The sequence below is a fragment of the Streptomyces sp. NPDC005195 genome (assembly GCF_040608315.1).
GTDB lineage: Bacteria > Actinomycetota > Actinomycetes > Streptomycetales > Streptomycetaceae > Streptomyces > Streptomyces kaempferi.
The window spans coordinates 1-17,653 of record NZ_JBEXHZ010000071.1 but is presented as its reverse complement, the minus strand read 5'-3'; the positions used below and the strand labels follow the sequence as shown (position 1 = coordinate 17,653).

At 68.7% G+C, this 17,653-nt stretch carries 15 protein-coding genes and 5 pseudogenes; 6 read left to right on the top strand and 14 right to left on the bottom strand.

From position 1 onward, the window contains the following. Positions 1-91: 91 nt before the first annotated feature. Both ABZV34_RS33555 and ABZV34_RS33550 read left to right on the top strand, forming a co-directional pair. Positions 92-1,531, top strand: a pseudogene (locus ABZV34_RS33555) (NAD(P)/FAD-dependent oxidoreductase); the annotation flags it as partial. 26 nt (positions 1,532-1,557) lie between these two features. Beyond that, positions 1,558-2,466: an SDR family oxidoreductase gene (locus tag ABZV34_RS33550; RefSeq protein WP_356285186.1), complete on the top strand. Its 909-nt coding sequence runs from the start codon at positions 1,558-1,560 to the stop codon at positions 2,464-2,466. Here the strand turns inward: ABZV34_RS33550 and ABZV34_RS33545 are convergent. The 6 genes and pseudogenes from ABZV34_RS33545 to ABZV34_RS33520 form a co-directional block, all read right to left on the bottom strand. Beyond that, complete coding sequence (locus ABZV34_RS33545) at positions 2,447-2,854, bottom strand: hypothetical protein (RefSeq protein ID WP_356285180.1); 408 nt, start codon at positions 2,852-2,854, stop codon at positions 2,447-2,449. The genes ABZV34_RS33550 and ABZV34_RS33545 overlap by 20 nt on opposite strands. 10 nt (positions 2,855-2,864) lie before the next feature. Further along, positions 2,865-3,209 (bottom strand): hypothetical protein, encoded by a 345-nt coding sequence (locus ABZV34_RS33540; RefSeq protein WP_356285177.1) that lies wholly within the window; start codon positions 3,207-3,209, stop codon positions 2,865-2,867. Next, positions 3,206-4,056: pseudogene (locus ABZV34_RS33535) on the bottom strand (IS256 family transposase); the annotation flags it as partial. The gene ABZV34_RS33540 and the pseudogene ABZV34_RS33535, both read right to left, overlap by 4 nt. Positions 4,057-4,179: 123 nt before the next feature. Beyond that, positions 4,180-4,533: an STAS domain-containing protein gene (locus ABZV34_RS33530; RefSeq protein WP_356285174.1), complete on the bottom strand. Its 354-nt coding sequence runs from the start codon at positions 4,531-4,533 to the stop codon at positions 4,180-4,182. After that, the gene (locus tag ABZV34_RS33525; RefSeq protein WP_356285183.1) at positions 4,530-5,816 is read right to left on the bottom strand and encodes a SpoIIE family protein phosphatase; all 1,287 of its coding nucleotides are present in this window, start codon (positions 5,814-5,816) and stop codon (positions 4,530-4,532) included. Before ABZV34_RS33525 ends, ABZV34_RS33530 begins: the two co-directional genes overlap by 4 nt. Before the next feature lie 2 nt (positions 5,817-5,818). After that, positions 5,819-6,619: an alpha/beta hydrolase gene (locus tag ABZV34_RS33520; RefSeq protein ID WP_356285171.1), complete on the bottom strand. Its 801-nt coding sequence runs from the start codon at positions 6,617-6,619 to the stop codon at positions 5,819-5,821. 910 nt (positions 6,620-7,529) lie between these two features. Here ABZV34_RS33520 and ABZV34_RS33515 point away from each other — a divergent pair. Both ABZV34_RS33515 and ABZV34_RS33510 read left to right on the top strand, forming a co-directional pair. Next, on the top strand, positions 7,530-7,706 hold the full coding sequence (locus ABZV34_RS33515) for a CsbD family protein (protein WP_351430033.1): 177 nt from the start codon (positions 7,530-7,532) through the stop codon (positions 7,704-7,706). 1,808 nt (positions 7,707-9,514) lie between these two features. Next, positions 9,515-10,188 (top strand): annotated as a pseudogene (locus ABZV34_RS33510) (IS6 family transposase). Between the two features lie 435 nt (positions 10,189-10,623). Here the strand turns inward: ABZV34_RS33510 and ABZV34_RS33505 are convergent. Both ABZV34_RS33505 and ABZV34_RS33500 read right to left on the bottom strand, forming a co-directional pair. Further along, positions 10,624-10,827 carry a cold-shock protein gene (locus tag ABZV34_RS33505; protein ID WP_008735947.1) on the bottom strand — a complete coding sequence of 68 codons (204 nt, stop codon included), beginning with the start codon at positions 10,825-10,827 and terminating at the stop codon, positions 10,624-10,626. A gap of 247 nt (positions 10,828-11,074) precedes the next feature. Further along, positions 11,075-11,413, bottom strand: coding sequence for a MerR family transcriptional regulator (locus tag ABZV34_RS33500; protein WP_356285168.1), 339 nt, complete (start codon positions 11,411-11,413; stop codon positions 11,075-11,077). 906 nt (positions 11,414-12,319) lie between these two features. Here ABZV34_RS33500 and ABZV34_RS33495 point away from each other — a divergent pair. Both ABZV34_RS33495 and ABZV34_RS33490 read left to right on the top strand, forming a co-directional pair. After that, positions 12,320-12,708 (top strand): annotated as a pseudogene (locus ABZV34_RS33495) (ATP-binding protein). 499 nt (positions 12,709-13,207) lie between these two features. Beyond that, positions 13,208-13,951, top strand: a complete 744-nt coding sequence (locus tag ABZV34_RS33490; RefSeq protein ID WP_356285166.1) for a hypothetical protein — start codon at positions 13,208-13,210, stop codon at positions 13,949-13,951. Between the two features lie 91 nt (positions 13,952-14,042). Here the strand turns inward: ABZV34_RS33490 and ABZV34_RS33485 are convergent, their stop codons facing one another. The 6 genes and pseudogenes from ABZV34_RS33485 to ABZV34_RS33460 form a co-directional block, all read right to left on the bottom strand. After that, a complete protein-coding gene (locus ABZV34_RS33485) occupies positions 14,043-14,198 on the bottom strand; it encodes a hypothetical protein (protein WP_179436318.1) in 156 nt (51 codons plus the stop codon). A gap of 113 nt (positions 14,199-14,311) precedes the next feature. Then, positions 14,312-14,470, bottom strand: a complete 159-nt coding sequence (locus ABZV34_RS33480) for a hypothetical protein (RefSeq protein ID WP_356285163.1) — start codon at positions 14,468-14,470, stop codon at positions 14,312-14,314. A gap of 375 nt (positions 14,471-14,845) precedes the next feature. Next, positions 14,846-15,184, bottom strand: a pseudogene (locus ABZV34_RS33475) (FhaA domain-containing protein); the annotation flags it as partial. A 14-nt stretch (positions 15,185-15,198) separates the two neighbouring features. Continuing rightward, positions 15,199-15,507, bottom strand: coding sequence for an SCO5918 family protein (locus ABZV34_RS33470; RefSeq protein ID WP_356285160.1), 309 nt, complete (start codon positions 15,505-15,507; stop codon positions 15,199-15,201). Positions 15,508-15,566: 59 nt separating this feature from the next. Next, the gene (locus ABZV34_RS33465; protein ID WP_356285157.1) at positions 15,567-15,974 is read right to left on the bottom strand and encodes a CBS domain-containing protein; all 408 of its coding nucleotides are present in this window, start codon (positions 15,972-15,974) and stop codon (positions 15,567-15,569) included. 46 nt (positions 15,975-16,020) lie between these two features. After that, positions 16,021-17,541: a DEAD/DEAH box helicase gene (locus ABZV34_RS33460; protein ID WP_356285154.1), complete on the bottom strand. Its 1,521-nt coding sequence runs from the start codon at positions 17,539-17,541 to the stop codon at positions 16,021-16,023. Positions 17,542-17,653 lie beyond the last annotated feature (112 nt).

Sequence of the window (17,653 nt, the reverse complement as noted above, 5' to 3'; positions counted from 1 at the left end):
ACGTTGCCATCGAGAGTGAGGCTGACAGAACGAGCACCACGAACACCAACCACCCGGTCACCCGACCCGGCCAACGTTCGTGGACAACGCACTAGCCGCCGCGTCCCCGGTCCTCGCCGCCCTGAATCTGGAGCGGGAGGGGCTGGGTTGGAGCCACGCTCCGAAGGTCTTGTCTCACCCCTTGCGGGACGGTCACTGCGCGGTTCTCAGCCGTGATCCGGAGGAGACCGCCGCGAACCTGGAGACGTTCGCCCCCGGGGACGGGGCCGCGTGGAAAGGGCTGCGGGAGGTCTGGGAGACGCTGCGGCCCGACATCCTCGATGCCCTGTTTACGCCCTTCCCCCCGCTGCGCGCCGGGGCCCGGCTGGCGTGGTGGCTACGCGCGGCCGGCGTACTGCGGGTGGCCAGGACGATGGTGCTGCCGGTGCGGCGGCTGGGGGAGGAGGAATTCCGCGGAGAGGGCGGCAGGCTCCTGCTCGCGGGCAGTGCCCTCCACGCGGACCTCTCGCCGGAGACCGCAGGCAGCAGCGGCTTTGGCTGGCTCATGTCCATGCTCGGCCCAGAGCTACGGGTTCCCCGTTCCCACCGGAGGCTCTGATGCGCTCACCGCCGCTCTCGTCCGCCGTCTGGCGCGCCGCGGCGGCGCCGTCCGCTGCGGGGAACAGGTCACCGTGGTCGTCGTCCACGGCGGGCGGGCCGTCGGCGTCCGCACCAGGAGCGGCGAGGCGGTCCCGGCCCGCAGGGCAGCGCTGGCCGACGTATCCGCGCCGGCGCTGTACGGCTCTCTGGTGGCGGAACGGCACATCCCCGGGCGCTTGCTCGCCGACCTGAAGCGCTTCCAGTGGAACCTTGCCACGTTCAAATTCGACTGGGCGCTGAACGGCCGGCGCCCTGGACCTGCGCTGAGGCCGCGCAGGCCGGAACCGTCCACCTCGCGGAGGGTGTGGACGGCCTGACCCGCTTCGCCGCGCAGATTGCCATGGGCCGCATCTCCGACGAGCCCGTCGCCCTCTTCGGCCAGATGACCACGACCGACGCCAGCCGCTCCCCCCAGGGCACCGAGGCCGCTTGGGCCTGCACGCACGTGCCGCACCGGGTAGGGGAGGACGCCGGGGACGAGGGACTGACCGGTTCATGGGACACCCGGGAGCAGGAGGTGATGGACGACCGCGTCGAGGCCCAGGTCGCATGCTATGCCCCCGGATTCCGCGGGCTCATCAGAGCGCGGCACATCCTCGCCCCGCCCACGCTGGAACGCTTGGACGTCAACCTTCACGGTGACGCCATCAACGACGGCACCACAGCCCTGCACCAACAATTGGTCTTCCCTCCCTCCCCCGGCACCGGCCGCCCGGAGAGCGCCGTTCCCGGGCTCTACCTCGCCTCCGCCTCCGCACACCCGGGCGGAGGCGTCCACGGCGCACCCGGAGCCAACGCCGCGAGGGCCGCCCTGCGCCGGCATCGCACCGGCGCACTCTCCCCCCTGCAAAGTCGCCTCACTCACCGCGACCTCAACGGGCAGCGCGTATGACCAGGGCACTTCGCCAGGCAGCAGCGATGCAGAGCCGGCCGAACGGGCGGGTGGCGGTAGTCACCGGGGCAGCACGAGGGGTGGGAGAAGCAACGAGCCGCAACCTCGCACGGCGTGGACTACGGGTGGCGCTGCTGGGACGAGAGCTGGAGTCGCTGCGGTGCGTGGCGGACAGCCTGCCCACTGACACATGCTGCTTCGAGGTGGACGTCACCGACGAAGCCGCCATGCAGGGAGCGGCACGCGATGTCCAGGCTCGGCTGGGGCCGGCATCGGTGGTCGTGGCGAACGCCGGGATCGCCACCGCGGGCCCCTTCGCCGCCAGCGACGCAGCCCTGTTCAACCGGGTCATCAATGTCAACCTCATCGGCAGCGCGAACACAGCCCGCGTCTTCCTCCCTCAACTCCTCCTCACCCGAGGCTACTTCCTCCAGATCGCCTCCACCGCCTCCTTCGGCTCGTCGCCCCTGATGAGCGCCTACTGCGCCTCCAAGGCAGGAGCGGAATCCTTTGCCCAGGCCCTGCGCACCGAACTGCGCCCCGAAGGCGTCGGCGTGGGTATCGCCTACCTCCACTGGACCGGCACGGACATGATCGACGACCGCGACAACCACCCCGTACTGCGAGCACTGCGCTCCCACCAGCCCGCACCCATCCGCCGCGTCCACAGCGCGGAACAGGTCGCCGCCTGGCTGACCCGCGGTATCGAACACCGCGCCACCAGCGTCTACGCACCACCCTGGTTGCGCCTCGTCCAGCCCCTGCGCCCTGCGCTGCCCATGCTCGTCTCTCGCATCGCGGCCCGATCCCTCGCGAGCCTTCCCGCCGCGGAACTGCGCCGTGCCACAGGCGTCCTGGGAGCAGGCGGCCGCGCGGACTGGGAGGCTCACCGACCGGCGCCACCGACACCACCCGTCACCCCACCCCAATGCTGAGACGCCTGCACGGGAGGAGGTCCTGCGCGCTGGGCCCGTCGGGTGTCGCCGGAGCGGTCGCGACGAGGGACTGCCCACGCTGCCAGCAGGAGTCGAACAACTCGAGGAGTGCGTCGAGCAGGCCCGACCGGTGGACGACGGCGATCCTGTCGTAGCGGCCCGGGACCAGCGCGACGCGCCGGTCCATGATGCGCGGTCTGAACGGCAGGGCCAGCAGGATGCGAGCCGGCTCGCGGATCCGTTGACGGTCCTGTTCGGCGGTGGCGATCGCAGCGTCGGCGTAGGTGTTCAGGGAGGCGCGGTCGCCCGATAGAGGCGGTGCAGGCGCCGGACCTGGTGAGCCGTGACTCCACCGCGGTGCGGAAAACGCGAAGTACGTTGGCGACATCGAGCAATTGTCAATTCCTGTGGATTGCCGGGTTAGACAACGGGTTGGCGCCTTGGATGACCTGCCCCGCGAGGGTCAACCTGAAAAGCTGGACGTCTTCTCCTCGGAGCGTCACGAAGGCGATGAGGCCCGTGTCGAGTGCTGCGACCCGATGTCCGTAGACGAGGGCCTGCGTCAGCGTCAGGTCGATCGCTTGTGCTGAATCGCTGAGCTGGTTGAAGCGGGCACCGCAACGGACTGGTCCCCGCAGGCAGCGCACATTGACAGTGGCCTGTTCGAGGGACGCGACAATGACCCGCTCAATCTGCAGTTCTACGCTGCTACGACAGCTACCGGGACTGGGGATCTCGTTCACGCGGCTGCCTCCTCTCGCTCGACCAGAATGCCATTCTCGAACCGGGCACCCGCGCGGACCAGGGGAACGAGGTGGGGTGCGGTGATCGCGCGCCAGCGGGCCTGGGCGGACTCGACGAGTTTGAACACCATCGCGAGGGCCGCGGCCGGGCTGCCGGCCCCGCGGGCGACCTTTGTCCTCAATTTCACGGTGCTGAAAGTGCTCTCGATGGGATTTGTCGTGCGCAGGTGCACCCAGTGCTCGGCGGGGAAGTCGTAGATCGCGAGGAGCTCGTCGGCCTCGGCGGTGATCTTCTTGGTCGCTTTCGGCCACCTCGCTCCGTAAGCGCGCTCGAAGTCCTTGATCGCCTTTCGGCGTGACCGCGGTCTTCGACGTTGTAGATTTCCTGCAGGGCCTTCGTCGCGCCGGGTTGAGTCGACTTCGGTAGCGCGTTCATGACACTGCGGACCTTGTGAACCCAGCACCTCTGGTGCCTGGCCTACGGAAACACCTTTGCGAGGGCCTTCCACAGGCCCATCGCACCGTCGCCGACGACGAGCTCGGGATCACGCATGCCGCGTCGGCGACAGTCACGCAGCAGGTCCGCCCACGACTCGGTCGACTCACGCAGTCCCTCGGCCAGCGCGATGAGTTCCTTGCGGCCGTCGGGGCGCACGCCCCATGAGGACCAGGACGCAGGAATCAGCCTGGCCGAGGCGGACCTTGGGGTGGACACCGTCGGCCCACACGTAGACGTAGTCGGAATCCGACAGGTCGCGGGCCTGGAAGGCGGTGTGGTCGTCGGTCCACTGCTTCGTCAGCCGGGCACCGTCGCCGGCGAGAGTCTGGCCGAGGAACCCAGGAACTTGCGCGCACTCGCCGACGCCGTCGTCGGCTCCGGCGAAGCCGCCCTGACCGAACTGTCCGACGCCGACCTCGCCGAACTCTTCTTCCTTGGCAAGTCGGCGTGTTGAGACCATGCCAGTCAAAATCATCTGGCGACGGAACCGCGGGCGGTGGCGGTCGCGGCGTCCGGGTGGATGGCGAAGACCTGATCCAGGCCGACGATGCGTAGGATGCGGGCGGTGTTGGCGGGGACCGCAGCCAGGGCTATGCCCCCGCCCTGTTCGACAGCACGGCTCCGGGCCGACAGCAGAGCGCTGATCCCGCTGGAGTCGCAGAAGTCCAGCCCCGCCAGATCCAGGACCAACAGCTGCCCTACGGCAACAGTTACGCCGTCCACGGCCTTGCGCAGTTCGGGCGCCGTGTGGTGGTCGAGGTCACCGGCGATCTCCAGTACGGGACCGGTGGCGGCGTCTCGGGCGGTGATTGTGAGTGGGCTCATGTCAGGTCTTCGCTCGCGGTGGTGGGAAGGGTGGCGGGCACGCCGAGGGCGAGCAGCGCGGTGTCGTCGTCGAGTCCGTCGCCGAAGGAGGCCAGTAGCCCGGACAGGGCGGTGATCAGGGCCTGCGGGCCCTCCGGGGCCTGGGCGGCGGTGAAGGCGCGCAGGGCGTCCTCGCCGTACAGCTCGCGCTCAGTTCCGGTGCGGGCCTCGGTCAGGCCGTCGGTGTACAGCAGCAGGGTGTCGCCGGGCAGCAGGTCGGTGCGGGCGGCGGTGAACGGAGCCTGCGGCAGGACGCCGACGAGCAGCCCGCCGGGGGTGGGGAGGTAGTCGGCGCCGCCGTCCGCGCGCTGGATCAGCGCGGACGGGTGACCACCGGAAGCCAGGTGCAGGCCGACGTGGCCGTCGCCGACCGGTTCGAGGACGCCGAATATGGCGGTGCAGTAGCGGCCCTCACCGCTGGCGTACCGCTCGTGCAGCACCGTGTTCAGCGTGGTCAGCACGTTGATGGGGTCGGCGTCGTGCAGGGCGGCGGCCCGCAGGGTGTAGCGGGCCAGCGAGGTGACCGCGGCAGCCTGGGGGCCCTTGCCGCACACGTCTCCGAGGAAGAACGCCCACCGGCCACCGTCCAGGGGGAACAGGTCGTAGAAGTCTCCGCCCAACAGGTCCGGGGAGGCCGTGTGGTAGTAGGAGCCGACCTCAAGTCCCGGCACCACGGGCAGCGCGGCGGGCAGCAGGCTCTGCTGGAGGACGGCGAGCGCCTCCTGGAGCCGAGCCCGGTCGGCCTCGGATTGCCGGCGTGCTTCCTCGGCCGCCTTGCGACCGCGCAGCAGCTCGGCCTCATACGCGCGGCGGTCGCGGGCGTCAAAGACGGTGGTGCGAATCAGCATGGGCTCGCCGTCCCCGCTGGTCTTCACCTTCGAGGTCACCAGCACCGGCATCCGCTGCTTGCCGGCGGCCTTGATGTCCATGGCGATACCGCTGACCTTGCCCTTCATCTGCAGCAGCGGCGCGAAGTGCGTCTCGTGATACAGCTTGCCGCCCACGGTCAGCAGGTCCGTGAACCGCATCCGCCCCACCACCCGGGACCGCTCCAGGCCCAGCCAGTCCAGCAGGGTGGTGTTGATCTTCGCGATGGTGCCGTCCATCAGCGTCGACAGGTACCCGCATGGGGCCTGCTCGTACAGCTCCTCGGTACTGTCCTCCAGCAGCGAGGTGAACACCGCGTCCGTGGCATCCACGTCCTGCTCCTTACCCGGCTCGGGCACCTGCTCGGCGCGGCACATCATCAGGCCGCTCCGATGAAGTCGTGGATCGCCCCCGCGGTGGCTTGCGGTGCGCTCAGCTGCGGGCAGTGCCCGGTCGCCTCCAAGGTGACCAGACGGCTGCCGGGAATCGTGTCGCGGACGTAGGCACCGACCTCCCGGGAAGCGATCACGTCCTGCCGGCACTCCAGGATCAGCGTCGGCACCGTGACCGTCTTCAGGTCCTGGCGGCTGTCGGAGAGGAACGTCGTACGGGCGAAGACGCGGGCCATGTCCGGGTCGGTCGCACAGAACGAGGTCGTCAGCTCCTGACCGAGTTCGGGCCGGTCCGCGTTGCCCATGATGACTGGGGCCATCGCCGCCGACCAGCCAAGGTAGTTCGACTCCAGCGACTCCAGCAGCTCGTCGATGTCCTCGGCGCTGAACCCGCCCCGGTAACCCTCGTCGTCGATGTAGCAGGGCGAGGGAGCGACCATCACCAGCCTGGAGATCCGCTCCGGGGCCTTCGCGGCCGCGAGTACGCCGACCATCGCCCTGACCGAGTGCCCCACGAACGACACGTCCCGCAGGTCGAGCTCCTCGCAGACCTCCAGCACGTCCCGTGCGTAGCCCTCCAGGGAGCTGTACCGCCGCTCGTCCCAGGCCGACGGGTCCGCCTTGCCCGAGCCCACGTAGTCGAAAAGCACCACTCGGTAGCTCTCAGCCAGCGCGGGAACCACCAGGCGCCACATGTTCTGGTCACAGCCGAACCCGTGCGCAAGCACGACCACCGGCGCGTCCGCACGGCCGGTGACGCTGACGTTGTTCCTGCGACGGATATCCATACCCGCCAGTTTCCCATCCCCCGCCCCACCCCAGGCAGGGGCCCGGCACCTCGGTGTCCCCCCGCGGTAAGTCCCAGAGCACTGGTCCGGCGTCGACCCTGTACGGATGTTCCCGGAGGCTCGTGCGGTCGCAGAGGAACGACGTTCGGGACCGGAAGCCGTAGCTGATGCCGTAAACGCCGCGTTCTCGGCCGTGAGCTGGTTGAGCGTCCGGACGAGCGCGGGCACGTCCTCGCGCAGCCGGGCGAGCTCCTCGTTCCTGTTCGCGATGGTCTCCAGGAGTCGGCGGGCGATCGGCTGGGGTGATGCGGGGCTTGCTGGATGAGGCCCTCGGCTCGAGCGCGTAGCTGCTGGGCGTGCAGACCGGTGCGGACCATGTTGCCGCTGCCGGCAACGCAGCGGTCCAGAGCCGGAACGGTAACCTCGGTGGTCCGCTCGCACAGACGGAAGTCACGCCGCTCCTCGGGACTGAGCCCGTACCGCCGATCCGTCACGTGATTGAGGACCACGAGCATGAAGAGCGCGAAGGAATGACGCTCGGCATGCGGCGTCGCGTAGGGCGCGTATACCCGGTGAGGGTCTCGCCCGGCATCCGGCGGCGTGAGCCCCTGCCGGCAGCGCTGGTCCGCCGTCCGGAAGACCCCGTTCCACGAGTGCGGGCAGAACGGCAGCCCCCGCTCACTCAGCCACAGCCACAACGGCTCCGGCCCCTCCGTGAACAGCGTCAGACGCTCCTGCCAGGTCAGGAGATCCAGCGCCCGCTCCCCACGACCGTCGGCATCTCGCGCCGCACACGCGGCTTAGGCGGTCCAGGGATGCGAAAGCGCTGCGTGTCATCGGGTTGGTTTGAGGATGCGTTCCGGGGTGACACGGAGGGCGTACTTGAGTTCCGATTGAGGGGTGAGTGGTTGTGGCTGCGGACGAGAAGGCTCAGGCCAAGGGCGAGCAGGTCGAGGGCAAGGTCAAGAAGGTCGTCGGCGGTGCCGTGGGCAACGAGTCCCTGAAGGCGGAGGGGCAGGCCAAGGAGTCCCAGGGTGACCTGCGGGCGGCCAAGGAGAAGGCCAAGGACGCCGTCCGGCCCAAGTAGGCGCACTACTACCGATCCCGGCAGCCTGTCGGCTGCCGGGATCGGTGCTGTCGGGGTCAGGTGCGCTGCGGCGACCGGCTGCGTTACGTCCGAGGCAGGCGGCGGCAGAAAGGCAACGCCTGTCCGACGCTGCCTGGATCCCTCGCTGACGCTGTTCAAGATCAGTGTGAGGGATACCCGACGCTCTGCGGGGTTCGGATTCAAGCTCCGCACGGGCATCAGGGATACCTGCCGCACCGATCCGGCATCGTTCCGGAGGGTTCCTGAACCGGCCCCTGACCAGTGGATGATGCGTGGCGTTCGGCCGCAGTGACGTCGGGCGCCCGTGGAACGATGTCCGGTCCGAGTCGAATCCGGCTCGGAAGGTCATGCCTAGGAAGACACCCGCGCCGCCGAACGCACCGTCACCGCCTGGGCCCGCGACAACGCAGCTGACCTGCGCCGCCTCGCCGGACAGATCACCGCCCTCACCGACCTGCCCGCCAGCGCCAACCACGCACTCGGCGAACTGAACCAGGCCCTCGCCCACAACGACCCCGCCCACCTCGTACGCCCCTTGGCCGCGACCCGGGCCCACCTGCAGCCCGAGGCCAGCGACCTCGCGGAACGCATCGACGCCCTCACCCGGCGCACCGAAGAACTCCGCCAGGACACTCACGACCAGCGCAGCACGTAGGGAGACGGCACGCTCCGATCTCAGCAACCGGACATGGACTCGGGCTGCCCTGAGCCTGTACGTCGGGCACGCCCGTCATCGGTTGCGGGGACGGGCGGCTGGCTCGGCGGAGCCCTTCCCTGCCCTGGGTAGCGCGTTGGTGCAGTCCTCAGCCCCAGGAGTTTGTCGCCGCGGTGGCGATCGGTTACCTCTCTGCAGAGCACACAAAAATCTGTGATCGCTGGAGTAGACATTGGTGGGTGGTCTGGTTATGGTTTCTCTCGTAGCCAGAAGGAAGCAGGGCCCGGCAGACACGAACTGCCGGGAGCAGTGCAGGTAGTTGCAGTGTGCAGGGCGGTGCGGTGGTGGAGTTTCGAAGCCAGGGCGGTTGCAGGACGGCGACGGGACTGGCGGCCGGACCGGGTGGCCCGCAGTGATCAGGGGCCGCCGTGAAAAAGACCGCGCTCATGCGGTGGAATTACCGGTATGTGCAGTTCGCAGGACCGCAGTGAAGTTGGTGAGTGGTTCCTCGGTGAAGGCGTCGGCTGCGGGCGCGCGCACCGGGAGGTCCGGCAGTGGGGTTCTATGCCAGAGCATTCGCAGGATGGGCGACGGGGCTGGCTGTCGGAGGGTGGAGCTGTCACAGGCCACCGAGCGGTACGCGGTATCAGCCGTACGCAGGAAAGCGGTACGAGTTGGTTGGTTTCAGAGGGATTGAACGGAGGGGCGAGGCGCCATCAGGATCGCCCGGGCGGAATGGCTGAGCCCGGGTACCGCAGGACATCGATAGTGAGGTGGTCTCCGGTCGAGCAACCGCGATCCCCGCACGCGCTCCCATCCCTGGTGAGCTGGTGCGGAAACAGAGGGCCGGCGCAGGACTAGGGCCGGCAGATGGTGTAGCTGTTCCTTCGGGGCCCTGGCGCATCCGCGCCAGGGCCCCTCCACGCGTTCCACAGAGAGGTGCAAGTGACAGCAGACGACTCGTACGACCGGATCGATGACGACGACTACCCGCCTACACGATGGGACGTGCCGCTGGGCGCTGTCACGTTGACTGACCGGGTGGGATGATCTTCTGGGTGATCGTGGTGGAGGGGGATCGTCCGTGGAGAGCGTGTCGCCGTCGTACAGGGGGCACCGTTAACCGGTCGAGGTGCTCTCCCCTTGCGTGTGGCTGTACCACCGATTCCCGCTCAGCTTCCGCGAGGTCGAGGAGCTGCTGTTCCAGCGTGGAGGATCGTCTCCTACGAGGCCATCCGCCGCTGGTGCGTCACGTTCGGCCAGGCCTACGCAAACGGACTGCGCCGCCGCCGGCCCCGGTCCGGCGGCAAGTGGCACGTGGACGAGGTCTTCACCGAGATCAACGGGGAGCACCAGCACCTGTGGCGGGCCGTCGACCAGGACGGCAACGTACTCGACATCCTCGTCCAGAACCGGCGGGACAAGACCGCCGCCCGACGCTTCTTCCGCCGCCTGACGTAGAAGACCAGCACGGTGTTGCGGGTGGTCGTCACCGACAAGCTCCGCTCCCACGGCGCCGCCCACCGCGCAGTCATGCCGTCCGTCGAGCACCGCTTACACAAGGGCCCCAACAACCGGGCCCGGGAACTCCCACCAGCCCACTCGGTAGCGCGAACGCGCGATGAAGGGCTTTCCGCAGCATCGGTGGAGCACAGCGGTTCCTGTCCGCGTTCAGCGGCATCTCACCCCACGTCCGGCCCCTGCCGCCACCTGATGGCCGCCCCCGGCCACCGAGCCGAAATGACCATCCGCTTCGCCATCTGGGACCAGATCACCGGCGCCGCCAGGCGGCCCACCACGGACTGACCACAGGTCGGCACCCGGGCCCCACCACGCCCCGACACGCCATCAGACACCCACGCACCCAACAACGTGACAACGCCAGAATGGCATCTAGCTCATTGCGCGAGGGGCACCTGAGGGTGCCGCGCAAGCGCGCCGAGACGATCACTGTGGCCGGCGACAGAGGCGAGGCCAGGAACCGTGGTCCGTACAGCTGAAGCTCGGTGCGCGGGTCGGGAACCTGCGGTCCCGACCCGCGACCCTGACGCCGGAGCGGATCGAGCAGCTGTCCAAGTTCGGGATGCGGCGGACCTAGCGAGCGCAACGATGCGACTGATGTTCGACCTATCGCGGGGTGCGTTGGCCGGACTCCACTCTCGACACAGATCAGGGCTGCGCAGCAACAGCTGCGCAACCCTGCTTCGGTACGCCTCAGATCCTGCCGGCTGCGGCGAGGGGTCAGGCCGGGTTGATGTTCTCGGCCTGGGGGCCCTTCTGGCCCTGGGTGACGTCGAACGTCACGACCTGGCCTTCCTGGAGCTCACGGAAGCCCGAGGAGTTGATCGCGGAGTAATGCGCGAAGACGTCCGGGCCGCCACCGTCCTGGGCGATGAAGCCGAAGCCCTTCTCCGCGTTGAACCACTTCACAGTTCCCGTAGCCATGTCTCATGCCTTCCAGTCGATGAACGCCTCCCACACCATGTGAAAGGCGGAGGTGATCGCCCTGGTCCCTGCGGCACAGCACAGCAAAAAACCCACACCAAAGGCATGGGCAAAGGGAACTCCCGAACCACGACATCTGCCCCAGACGCTACACGCTCACAACACCCCGTCACCAGAGGAAACAGGTACACGTCACGACTTGGACCAGGCGCGCAGGCCCGCCGAAGACAGGCAGGCGCGCCCCATCTCAAGCCGCAGCCGGTGGATTCTCCGATTGAGCGGCGCGGCGGTGTTCGGCGTTGATGCGCTGGGCTTCTTCGAGCTGGTCTTCGAGGATGACGATCCGGCAGGCCGCCTCGATCGGCGTGCCCTGGTCGACAAGTTCCCGGGCGCGGGCAGCGATCCGCAACTGGTAGCGGGAGTAGCGGCGGTGCCCGCCCGCGGAGCGCAGCGGGGTGATGAGGCGGGCTTCGCCGATGGCGCGGAGGAAGCCCTGGGTGGTGCCGAGCATCTCGGCGGACCGGCCCATCGTGTAGGCGGGGTAGTCGTCGTCATCGAGCCTGCCGTACGAGTCGTCTGCTGTCATCGCACCTCTCTGTGGAACGCGTGGAGGGGCCCTGGCGCTATCTCCGCCAGGGCCCCGAAGGAACTGCTACACCATCTGCCGACCCTGGTACTGCGTCGGCCTTCTGTTTCCACAGACCCGACCGAGATGCTGTCGGGGGTGCGGGGATCGCGGTTGCTCGACCGGAGACCACCTCACTATCGATGTCCTGCGGTACCCGGACTCCACATGTACGCCCGGGCGATCCTGATGGCGCTCGGCTCCTCCGTTCTTTCCCTCTGGATCAATCACTTGCCCTACGGGAACTGCGTACTGCTGGCACTGCGCTACCGCGTACTGCCGATACTGCGAACCGCTGGTGGCCTTCAACAGCGCCACTCTCCGGCAGCCAGCCCCGTCGCCCGTCCTGCGTCTGCTCTGGCTTGGAACCCCACTGCCGAACTTCCCGGTGCGCGCGCCCGCAGCCGACGCCTTCACCGAGGTGCTGCTCACTGACTTCACTGCTGGGTACCGCGAACTGCACTTACGGGTCCTGCCACTTCGATACTGCGGTCCTGCTCACGGCGGCCCCTGATCACTGCGGGCCACCCGGTCCGGCCGTCAGTCCCGTCGCCGTCCTGCAACCGCCCTGGCTTCGGAACTCCACCACCGCACCGTCCTGCCACCTGCAACTACCTGTACTACTGCCCGGCAGTTCGTGTCTGCCAGGCCCTACTGTCTCTCTGGGCTACGAGAGAAACCATAACCACGCCCACCACCCAATGTCTACTCCAGCCAACACAGATTTCCGAGTGTTCGACGGCGAGGTAGTCGACCTCGCACAGTGACGCGGACAGCCGCCCCGGTCCGCTTAACGGGGCGCCGGCCGGGCACAAGCACCGCACAGACGGGACCGGGAACGGACGATCCAGAAACCAGGGTGACCTGATGGACACGATGAGCGTCAACGTCGCAACCGTCCGCTCCGCGACATCCGTCGCCGGCGCACGCGAGAGCGCCCGGATTTTTCCTCCAAGGTCTCAACCATCCGATCGCAGCCGAGGATGCCGACACCGTCGTCCTGGTCGTCTTTCGAACTCGTCACCAACGCCCTGCGCCACGGCGGCGGAACCTTCACGCTCCGCCTCACCGCCCACCCCGACACCATCGACGTGGCCGTCGACGACGCCACGCCGCAGGCACCGCGCATGCGCACCCCCGACCTAAACGGCGGCACGGGAGGATTCGGCTGGCCCATGGTCAACCGCCTCGCCAACACCGCGGTCGCCCGCCGTCCGTCCGGCGGCAAGACCGTACGCGCCGTCGTCCCCCGGTAGAACCCGCCCAGCGCTTCCCCCACATGGCGGCACTGCCGCAATGAGTCGGCATCGTTGAAACCAGCGCATCACTCGCAAAGCCCTTCCCGAGCCGGTCCTGGCTTCCTCCAGGGCCAGGACCACCAGTGTCCTCACACACCACCCGTGCAACCCTCCTGGACGAGCTGGTGACAGCACAACCCGCCGGGTCGGACGGGGGCGTGGCCCTGTCCGACCCGGCCGCCCAACAACCCTTCATCCCGTGTCCGGGCGACCCCGCCGCCGACGGCTTGCCCAGAGTCCCCTTGGGCTTGCCGCGCCGCCGGCTGGAGGTGCCCGGGTCAGGTACGCAGGCGCGAGAGCCAGCATCCGTGACCCTGGGGACGCGAGCCGGTACGGTCTCTGCGCCGCGCCCCCGCTGCGTCGCACGCCAATGCGGCCCGGCAGGATCTACGGCGGCGTCAGCGTCCGATCCCGACAGCGGAGAGAGAGTTCCGTGGCTTGCGAAACCAGTCCCCAGATGTCAGTTGAGCTCTCGAGGCGGGCGGGCCACTATGCCGCTGCTATCGCCGAGTGCCTCCTGGAAGCGGATCTGCCGGTGACGGGGATTCAGAGCTGCGGTCCCTGGCGCGACACGGACGGCGAGTACCTCGATGTCGAGGCCGGCATCTCGTTCCCGCAGGCATTCCAGGATCAGCATGGCGGGGGCGACTGCGGGCTTCACTGGGCGGGCACGTCCGGCTGGTGTCTCTACACCGCAGACAAGGAGGACCGGTACCTGTCCGGTGGCCGGTGGCCCGGGGCCGGCCTGCTTCCCGAGCCCCGGCTCGTCACGGCCTTCGTCGACGCTTTCCGCCTCGACCCTGCCAAATCCGGCAGCAGCGAACAGCCGTCCTACCGTCAGGAGGGCCAGGACTTCCCCTTCTTGTTGGACAGCCTGGCCCCCTACCTTCCCGCCCAGCCCTGCGTGTTCGAGGAACCCCAGATCCGTTTCGCCGAGCTGCACAGAGGCGCCTACGAAAAGCGTGTGCACCGGGCGCTGGTCTCCGGCGCGTCCGGCTCCCTGACGCATCTGTATCTCCGCCAGGGTGAGCTCACAGCCCTCCTGCACCTGCTCGAGTACGCCGAAAGCACCAACCCCAGTGCTCTCAACAGGCTGCTGGCCGCCGACCTCAGCGCCCGCGCAGGCCAGCCCACAGAAGCCGCAGAAACATACAAGAGGGCCCTCCAGGAAGCAGACCACCGCCGCCGACAAGAACCATGACCCCAGGCGGGCAGCGAAGAGGCAAACGCGGCGGTCGCCGCCAGCTCTCTACGCCGCCTCGACAGCCTTCTCCAGGTACTCCCTCGCGGCCCTAGCCTTTGGGCAGCTCGGCCCACACGCGTGCGGCCATCTCATCGGCCTCGTCCTGTGGGGTCCCCGCCTGCACCAGGATGATCCCGCAGGACTGGTCCGGGAATGTGACCTCCCGCATCTCCGTACCCAGCGAGCCCATCGGCTTATCCGACATGACGACCTCCCTTCGACAGCTGCCGCCCAGGCTAAAGGGAAAACACGCACAGGACGAGAACCTTCCACCCGACGGACTACAACCTTGGTGTCAAAAACAGCCCGGCACTACTCTCAACAACCGGGGATGCAGGCTGCTGCCCGCAGCCGCTCGCTGTAGAAAAGGGCGATGACCGTATGCGGGAACGGCTTGGAGCGTGCGGCGCCCAAGGCGTTCAGCCGCCCGGCGCCCGAGGGGACCGTCGACGTCGCGCTCTGCACAACGGTGTCCACCGACGCAGTGGTCGCCACGCATCCAGAGGCCGAACCGGGGAGCAGCTGCGCGCGGTGGAGAGTTCTCCGCTCTGCAGCTCCCAGCCCAGCCCGGCGTGAGCGGCGGGCGCAATCGGCGACGACGATCGAGCGCCGAGGGCTAGTAGGACTCCGTTAGGTTGTTCTGGCTCTGGGGTTCTGTCTTGTGGGGGATCTTCTGGGTAGGGGGCGGTGGCAGGTGGTGCAGGTGCCGGTCCAGCAGTTCAGCAGGTCCTGGAGGGTGTCGAGGATCTGGTAGAGGGTGAGTCCGGTGTATCGGCTTTTGGGGCCAGTCGCTGTTCGGTGAGGAAGGCGTGGGCGGCGGTGACCAGGGTGACGGCTGTGGACGCGGAACCGGGCGGGCGTGTCACCTGGAGTGGGGCATAGGTCGACGGCGACCGGGCCGGCGAAGGTGCATCCCTGTTCGGCGGCGTGACGGCACACCTGATGGACGAGGACGGGTGCCACGGACAGGGGGTTGTCGGAGAGCAGCCGGTGGATATCCGGGGGCAGTTCGATGACGAAGGCGTTGGGCACCACGATGTGCTGCCGGCCGAAAATATGGGCGTTGTCGTCGCACTGCTGCAGGAGTATTGCCACGACCTCGCCCGGCTTCGGCTTGGTCGGCAGCAGATAGCACCGCACATTCGTTGCCCAGCGCTCCACGACGCGCTCACTCGCGCGTAAGAACCTCATCGGCGGCTCCTGAGTCAGGCGGGCACAGGGGCGCCGAGCATCATGGAAGCCCGCTGGAGCGGATCGACGATCCTCGCGATCGCGGCCTTGGGAAGGGTGCGGCAGGTGAAGCCGAGCTGGGACATGGCCCGCAGGACCTCGCCCGCGCTGAAGTCGCGGGGATCTTGACGAGTGACGACCTGGCCGACCTGCTTGGCGGGGTAGTGGCGGCGCCCGATGATCACAGAGTCGCCGGCGGCCGGCTCGGGCTTGACGCCCTTCATCGTTTCCAGCACGCCGTTCTTGGTCAGCTCGAACGGAAAGCGAGCGATGACACAGCGCATGATGCCTCCAGGGAGAGAGGGAAGGAAGAGGGGCCGGAGCCGGCCGCGGGTGGGACGGCTCAGCGGGAGAGGGCGAGGACGCCCAGGGCGTTGCCGTGGTCGTCGACCATGGGCAGGGCCGCGAGCTGCCGGTGGCGCATCGTGTGCTCGGCGTCGGCGTCGGCGACTGTGGTCAGTGGCGTGGCGAAGGGCACCTTGTTGCCGACGATGTCGCGCAGGCGGACCTGCTCGGTGTACGCGCGGCCGTCCCGGACGGCGGTGAGCCGGGCCTGGGTGACAATGCCGGTGCACTGCGCGTCCTCGTCGCAGACGACGAGGTGAGCTGTGTGGGCGGCGGCCATAACGGACAGCGCCACCTCGACCGTCATCGCGTCCCAGACCTGAGGCCCGGCCGCGTCCACGGGATCGGCCGCCGTCTGCACGGCGTTGCTGCTTGTTGAGCGGGGCTGCATCTGGACCAGCGTCACAATATGCCTCCTGCACAGGTAGGTGAGTTTCCGGATCACGTAGTTCTCAGGCCGCCGCCGCGGCGAAGGCCGGCCGGCGCACGCCGGCGCGCCGGGCGGCCGAGGCGGGACCGCGGCGGCCGCGGGAGGAGGATGTGCTGCGTTTGGGGCGCTCGGACACCGGCGCCGTGACGGTGACCGGGATGCCGGAGGGGGCCTGGGCGCCGGTGATCCGGCTCAGCTCTGCCTCACCCGAGCGGACCTGGGTGGTCTCGGGCACGATGCCGGCGTCCTGCATGAGGCGGTTCATGCCACGGCGCTGCTGGGGGGTGACCAGGGTGACGACGCTTCCGGACTCGCCGGCCCGCGCGGTCCGGCCACCACGGTGCAGGTAGTCCTTGTGGTCAGTCGGCGGGTCCACGTTGACGACGAGGTCGAGGTTGTCGACGTGGATGCCACGCGCCGCGACGTTCGTCGCGACCAGGACGGTGACGTGCCCGGTCTTGAACTGCGCGAGGGTACGGGTGCGCTGCGGCTGCGACTTCCCGCCGTGCAGGGCGGCGGCCCGGACACCGGAGCTGAGGAGTTCCTCAGTGAGGCGGTCCACGGCGTGCTTGGTGTCCAGGAACAGGATCACCCGGCCCTCGCGCGCCGCGATCTCCGTCGTCAGCCGCTGCTTGTCGGAGCCGTGCACGTGCAGGACGTGGTGCTCCATCGTGGTGACCGCGCCCTGGGAGGGGTCCACGGAGTGGACGACGGGATCGGTGAGGTAGCGGCGGACCAGCAGGTCGACGTTACGGTCCAGAGTCGCCGAGAACAGCATCCGCTGGCCCCCGGGGCGGACCTGGTCCAAGAGTGCGGTGACCTGCGGCATGAAGCCCATGTCGGCCATCTGGTCGGCCTCGTCCAGGACCGTGACCGCGACCTGGTCCAGCCGGCAGTCGCCCCGGTCGATGAGGTCCTTCAGGCGACCCGGGGTGGCGACGACGACTTCGGCGCCGCCGCGCAGCGCGTTCGCCTGCCGGCCGATCGGCATCCCGCCGACGACGGCGGCCAGGCGCAGCCTCACGGCGCGGGCGTACGGGGTGAGGGCGTCGGTGACCTGCTGCGCGAGTTCCCGGGTGGGGACAAGGACGAGCGCAAGCGGCTGACGGGGCTCGGCGAGCTGTCCGGCGGTACGGGCCAGGAGGGCCAGGCCGAAGGCGAGGGTCTTGCCGGAGCCGGTCCGGCCACGGCCCAGGACGTCACGGCCCGCCAGGGAGTTCGGCAGCGTCGCGCCCTGGATGGGGAACGGAACGGACATGCCCTGCGCGGTGAGCGCCGCCAGCAGGGTCTTCGGCATCTCGAGATCGGCGAACGCCTCGACGGCGGGCAGAGCCGGAGTGATCGTCTTCGGCAGAGCGAACTCCCCCTGCACCGCGGCGGACCGCCGGCCCTGACCTCCCGAGCGGCGGGGAGCGCCCGAACGGCTCGGGGCGGACGACGAACCGAGGGGGCTGCCCCAGGTCGAACCGGCGGCGGAGCCGAAAGCGGGAGCGCCGGTCCGGCGGGTGCGGGAAGAGCGGCTGTTCGTACGTGTGGGGTTCATGCAGAACCTTCCTTGATCAGGGCTGATTCAAAGTCTGATCGTTGCAGGTCAGGCCAGTCCAAGTAGGTCAAGTGGACGGGTGAACGGTGTGTAGGAGGTCTCTCGGAGTCCT

What these genes read in the sequence shown, in the direction of transcription:
- ABZV34_RS33520 (WP_356285171.1), bottom strand. Translation starts at nt 6,619, where the DNA reads ATGGATATCCGTCGCAGGAACAACGTCAGCGTCACCGGCCGTGCGGAC.
- ABZV34_RS33505 (WP_008735947.1), bottom strand. Translation starts at nt 10,827, where the DNA reads ATGGCTACGGGAACTGTGAAGTGGTTCAACGCGGAGAAGGGCTTCGGC.
- ABZV34_RS33490 (WP_356285166.1), top strand. Translation starts at nt 13,208, where the DNA reads ATGTCAGTTGAGCTCTCGAGGCGGGCGGGCCACTATGCCGCTGCTATC.
- ABZV34_RS33545 (WP_356285180.1), bottom strand. Translation starts at nt 2,854, where the DNA reads ATGTCGCCAACGTACTTCGCGTTTTCCGCACCGCGGTGGAGTCACGGC.
- ABZV34_RS33470 (WP_356285160.1), bottom strand. Translation starts at nt 15,507, where the DNA reads ATGCGCTGTGTCATCGCTCGCTTTCCGTTCGAGCTGACCAAGAACGGC.
- ABZV34_RS33485 (WP_179436318.1), bottom strand. Translation starts at nt 14,198, where the DNA reads ATGTCGGATAAGCCGATGGGCTCGCTGGGTACGGAGATGCGGGAGGTC.
- ABZV34_RS33550 (WP_356285186.1), top strand. Translation starts at nt 1,558, where the DNA reads ATGCAGAGCCGGCCGAACGGGCGGGTGGCGGTAGTCACCGGGGCAGCA.
- ABZV34_RS33500 (WP_356285168.1), bottom strand. Translation starts at nt 11,413, where the DNA reads ATGACAGCAGACGACTCGTACGGCAGGCTCGATGACGACGACTACCCC.
- ABZV34_RS33460 (WP_356285154.1), bottom strand. Translation starts at nt 17,541, where the DNA reads ATGAACCCCACACGTACGAACAGCCGCTCTTCCCGCACCCGCCGGACC.
- ABZV34_RS33530 (WP_356285174.1), bottom strand. Translation starts at nt 4,533, where the DNA reads ATGAGCCCACTCACAATCACCGCCCGAGACGCCGCCACCGGTCCCGTA.
- ABZV34_RS33525 (WP_356285183.1), bottom strand. Translation starts at nt 5,816, where the DNA reads ATGTGCCGCGCCGAGCAGGTGCCCGAGCCGGGTAAGGAGCAGGACGTG.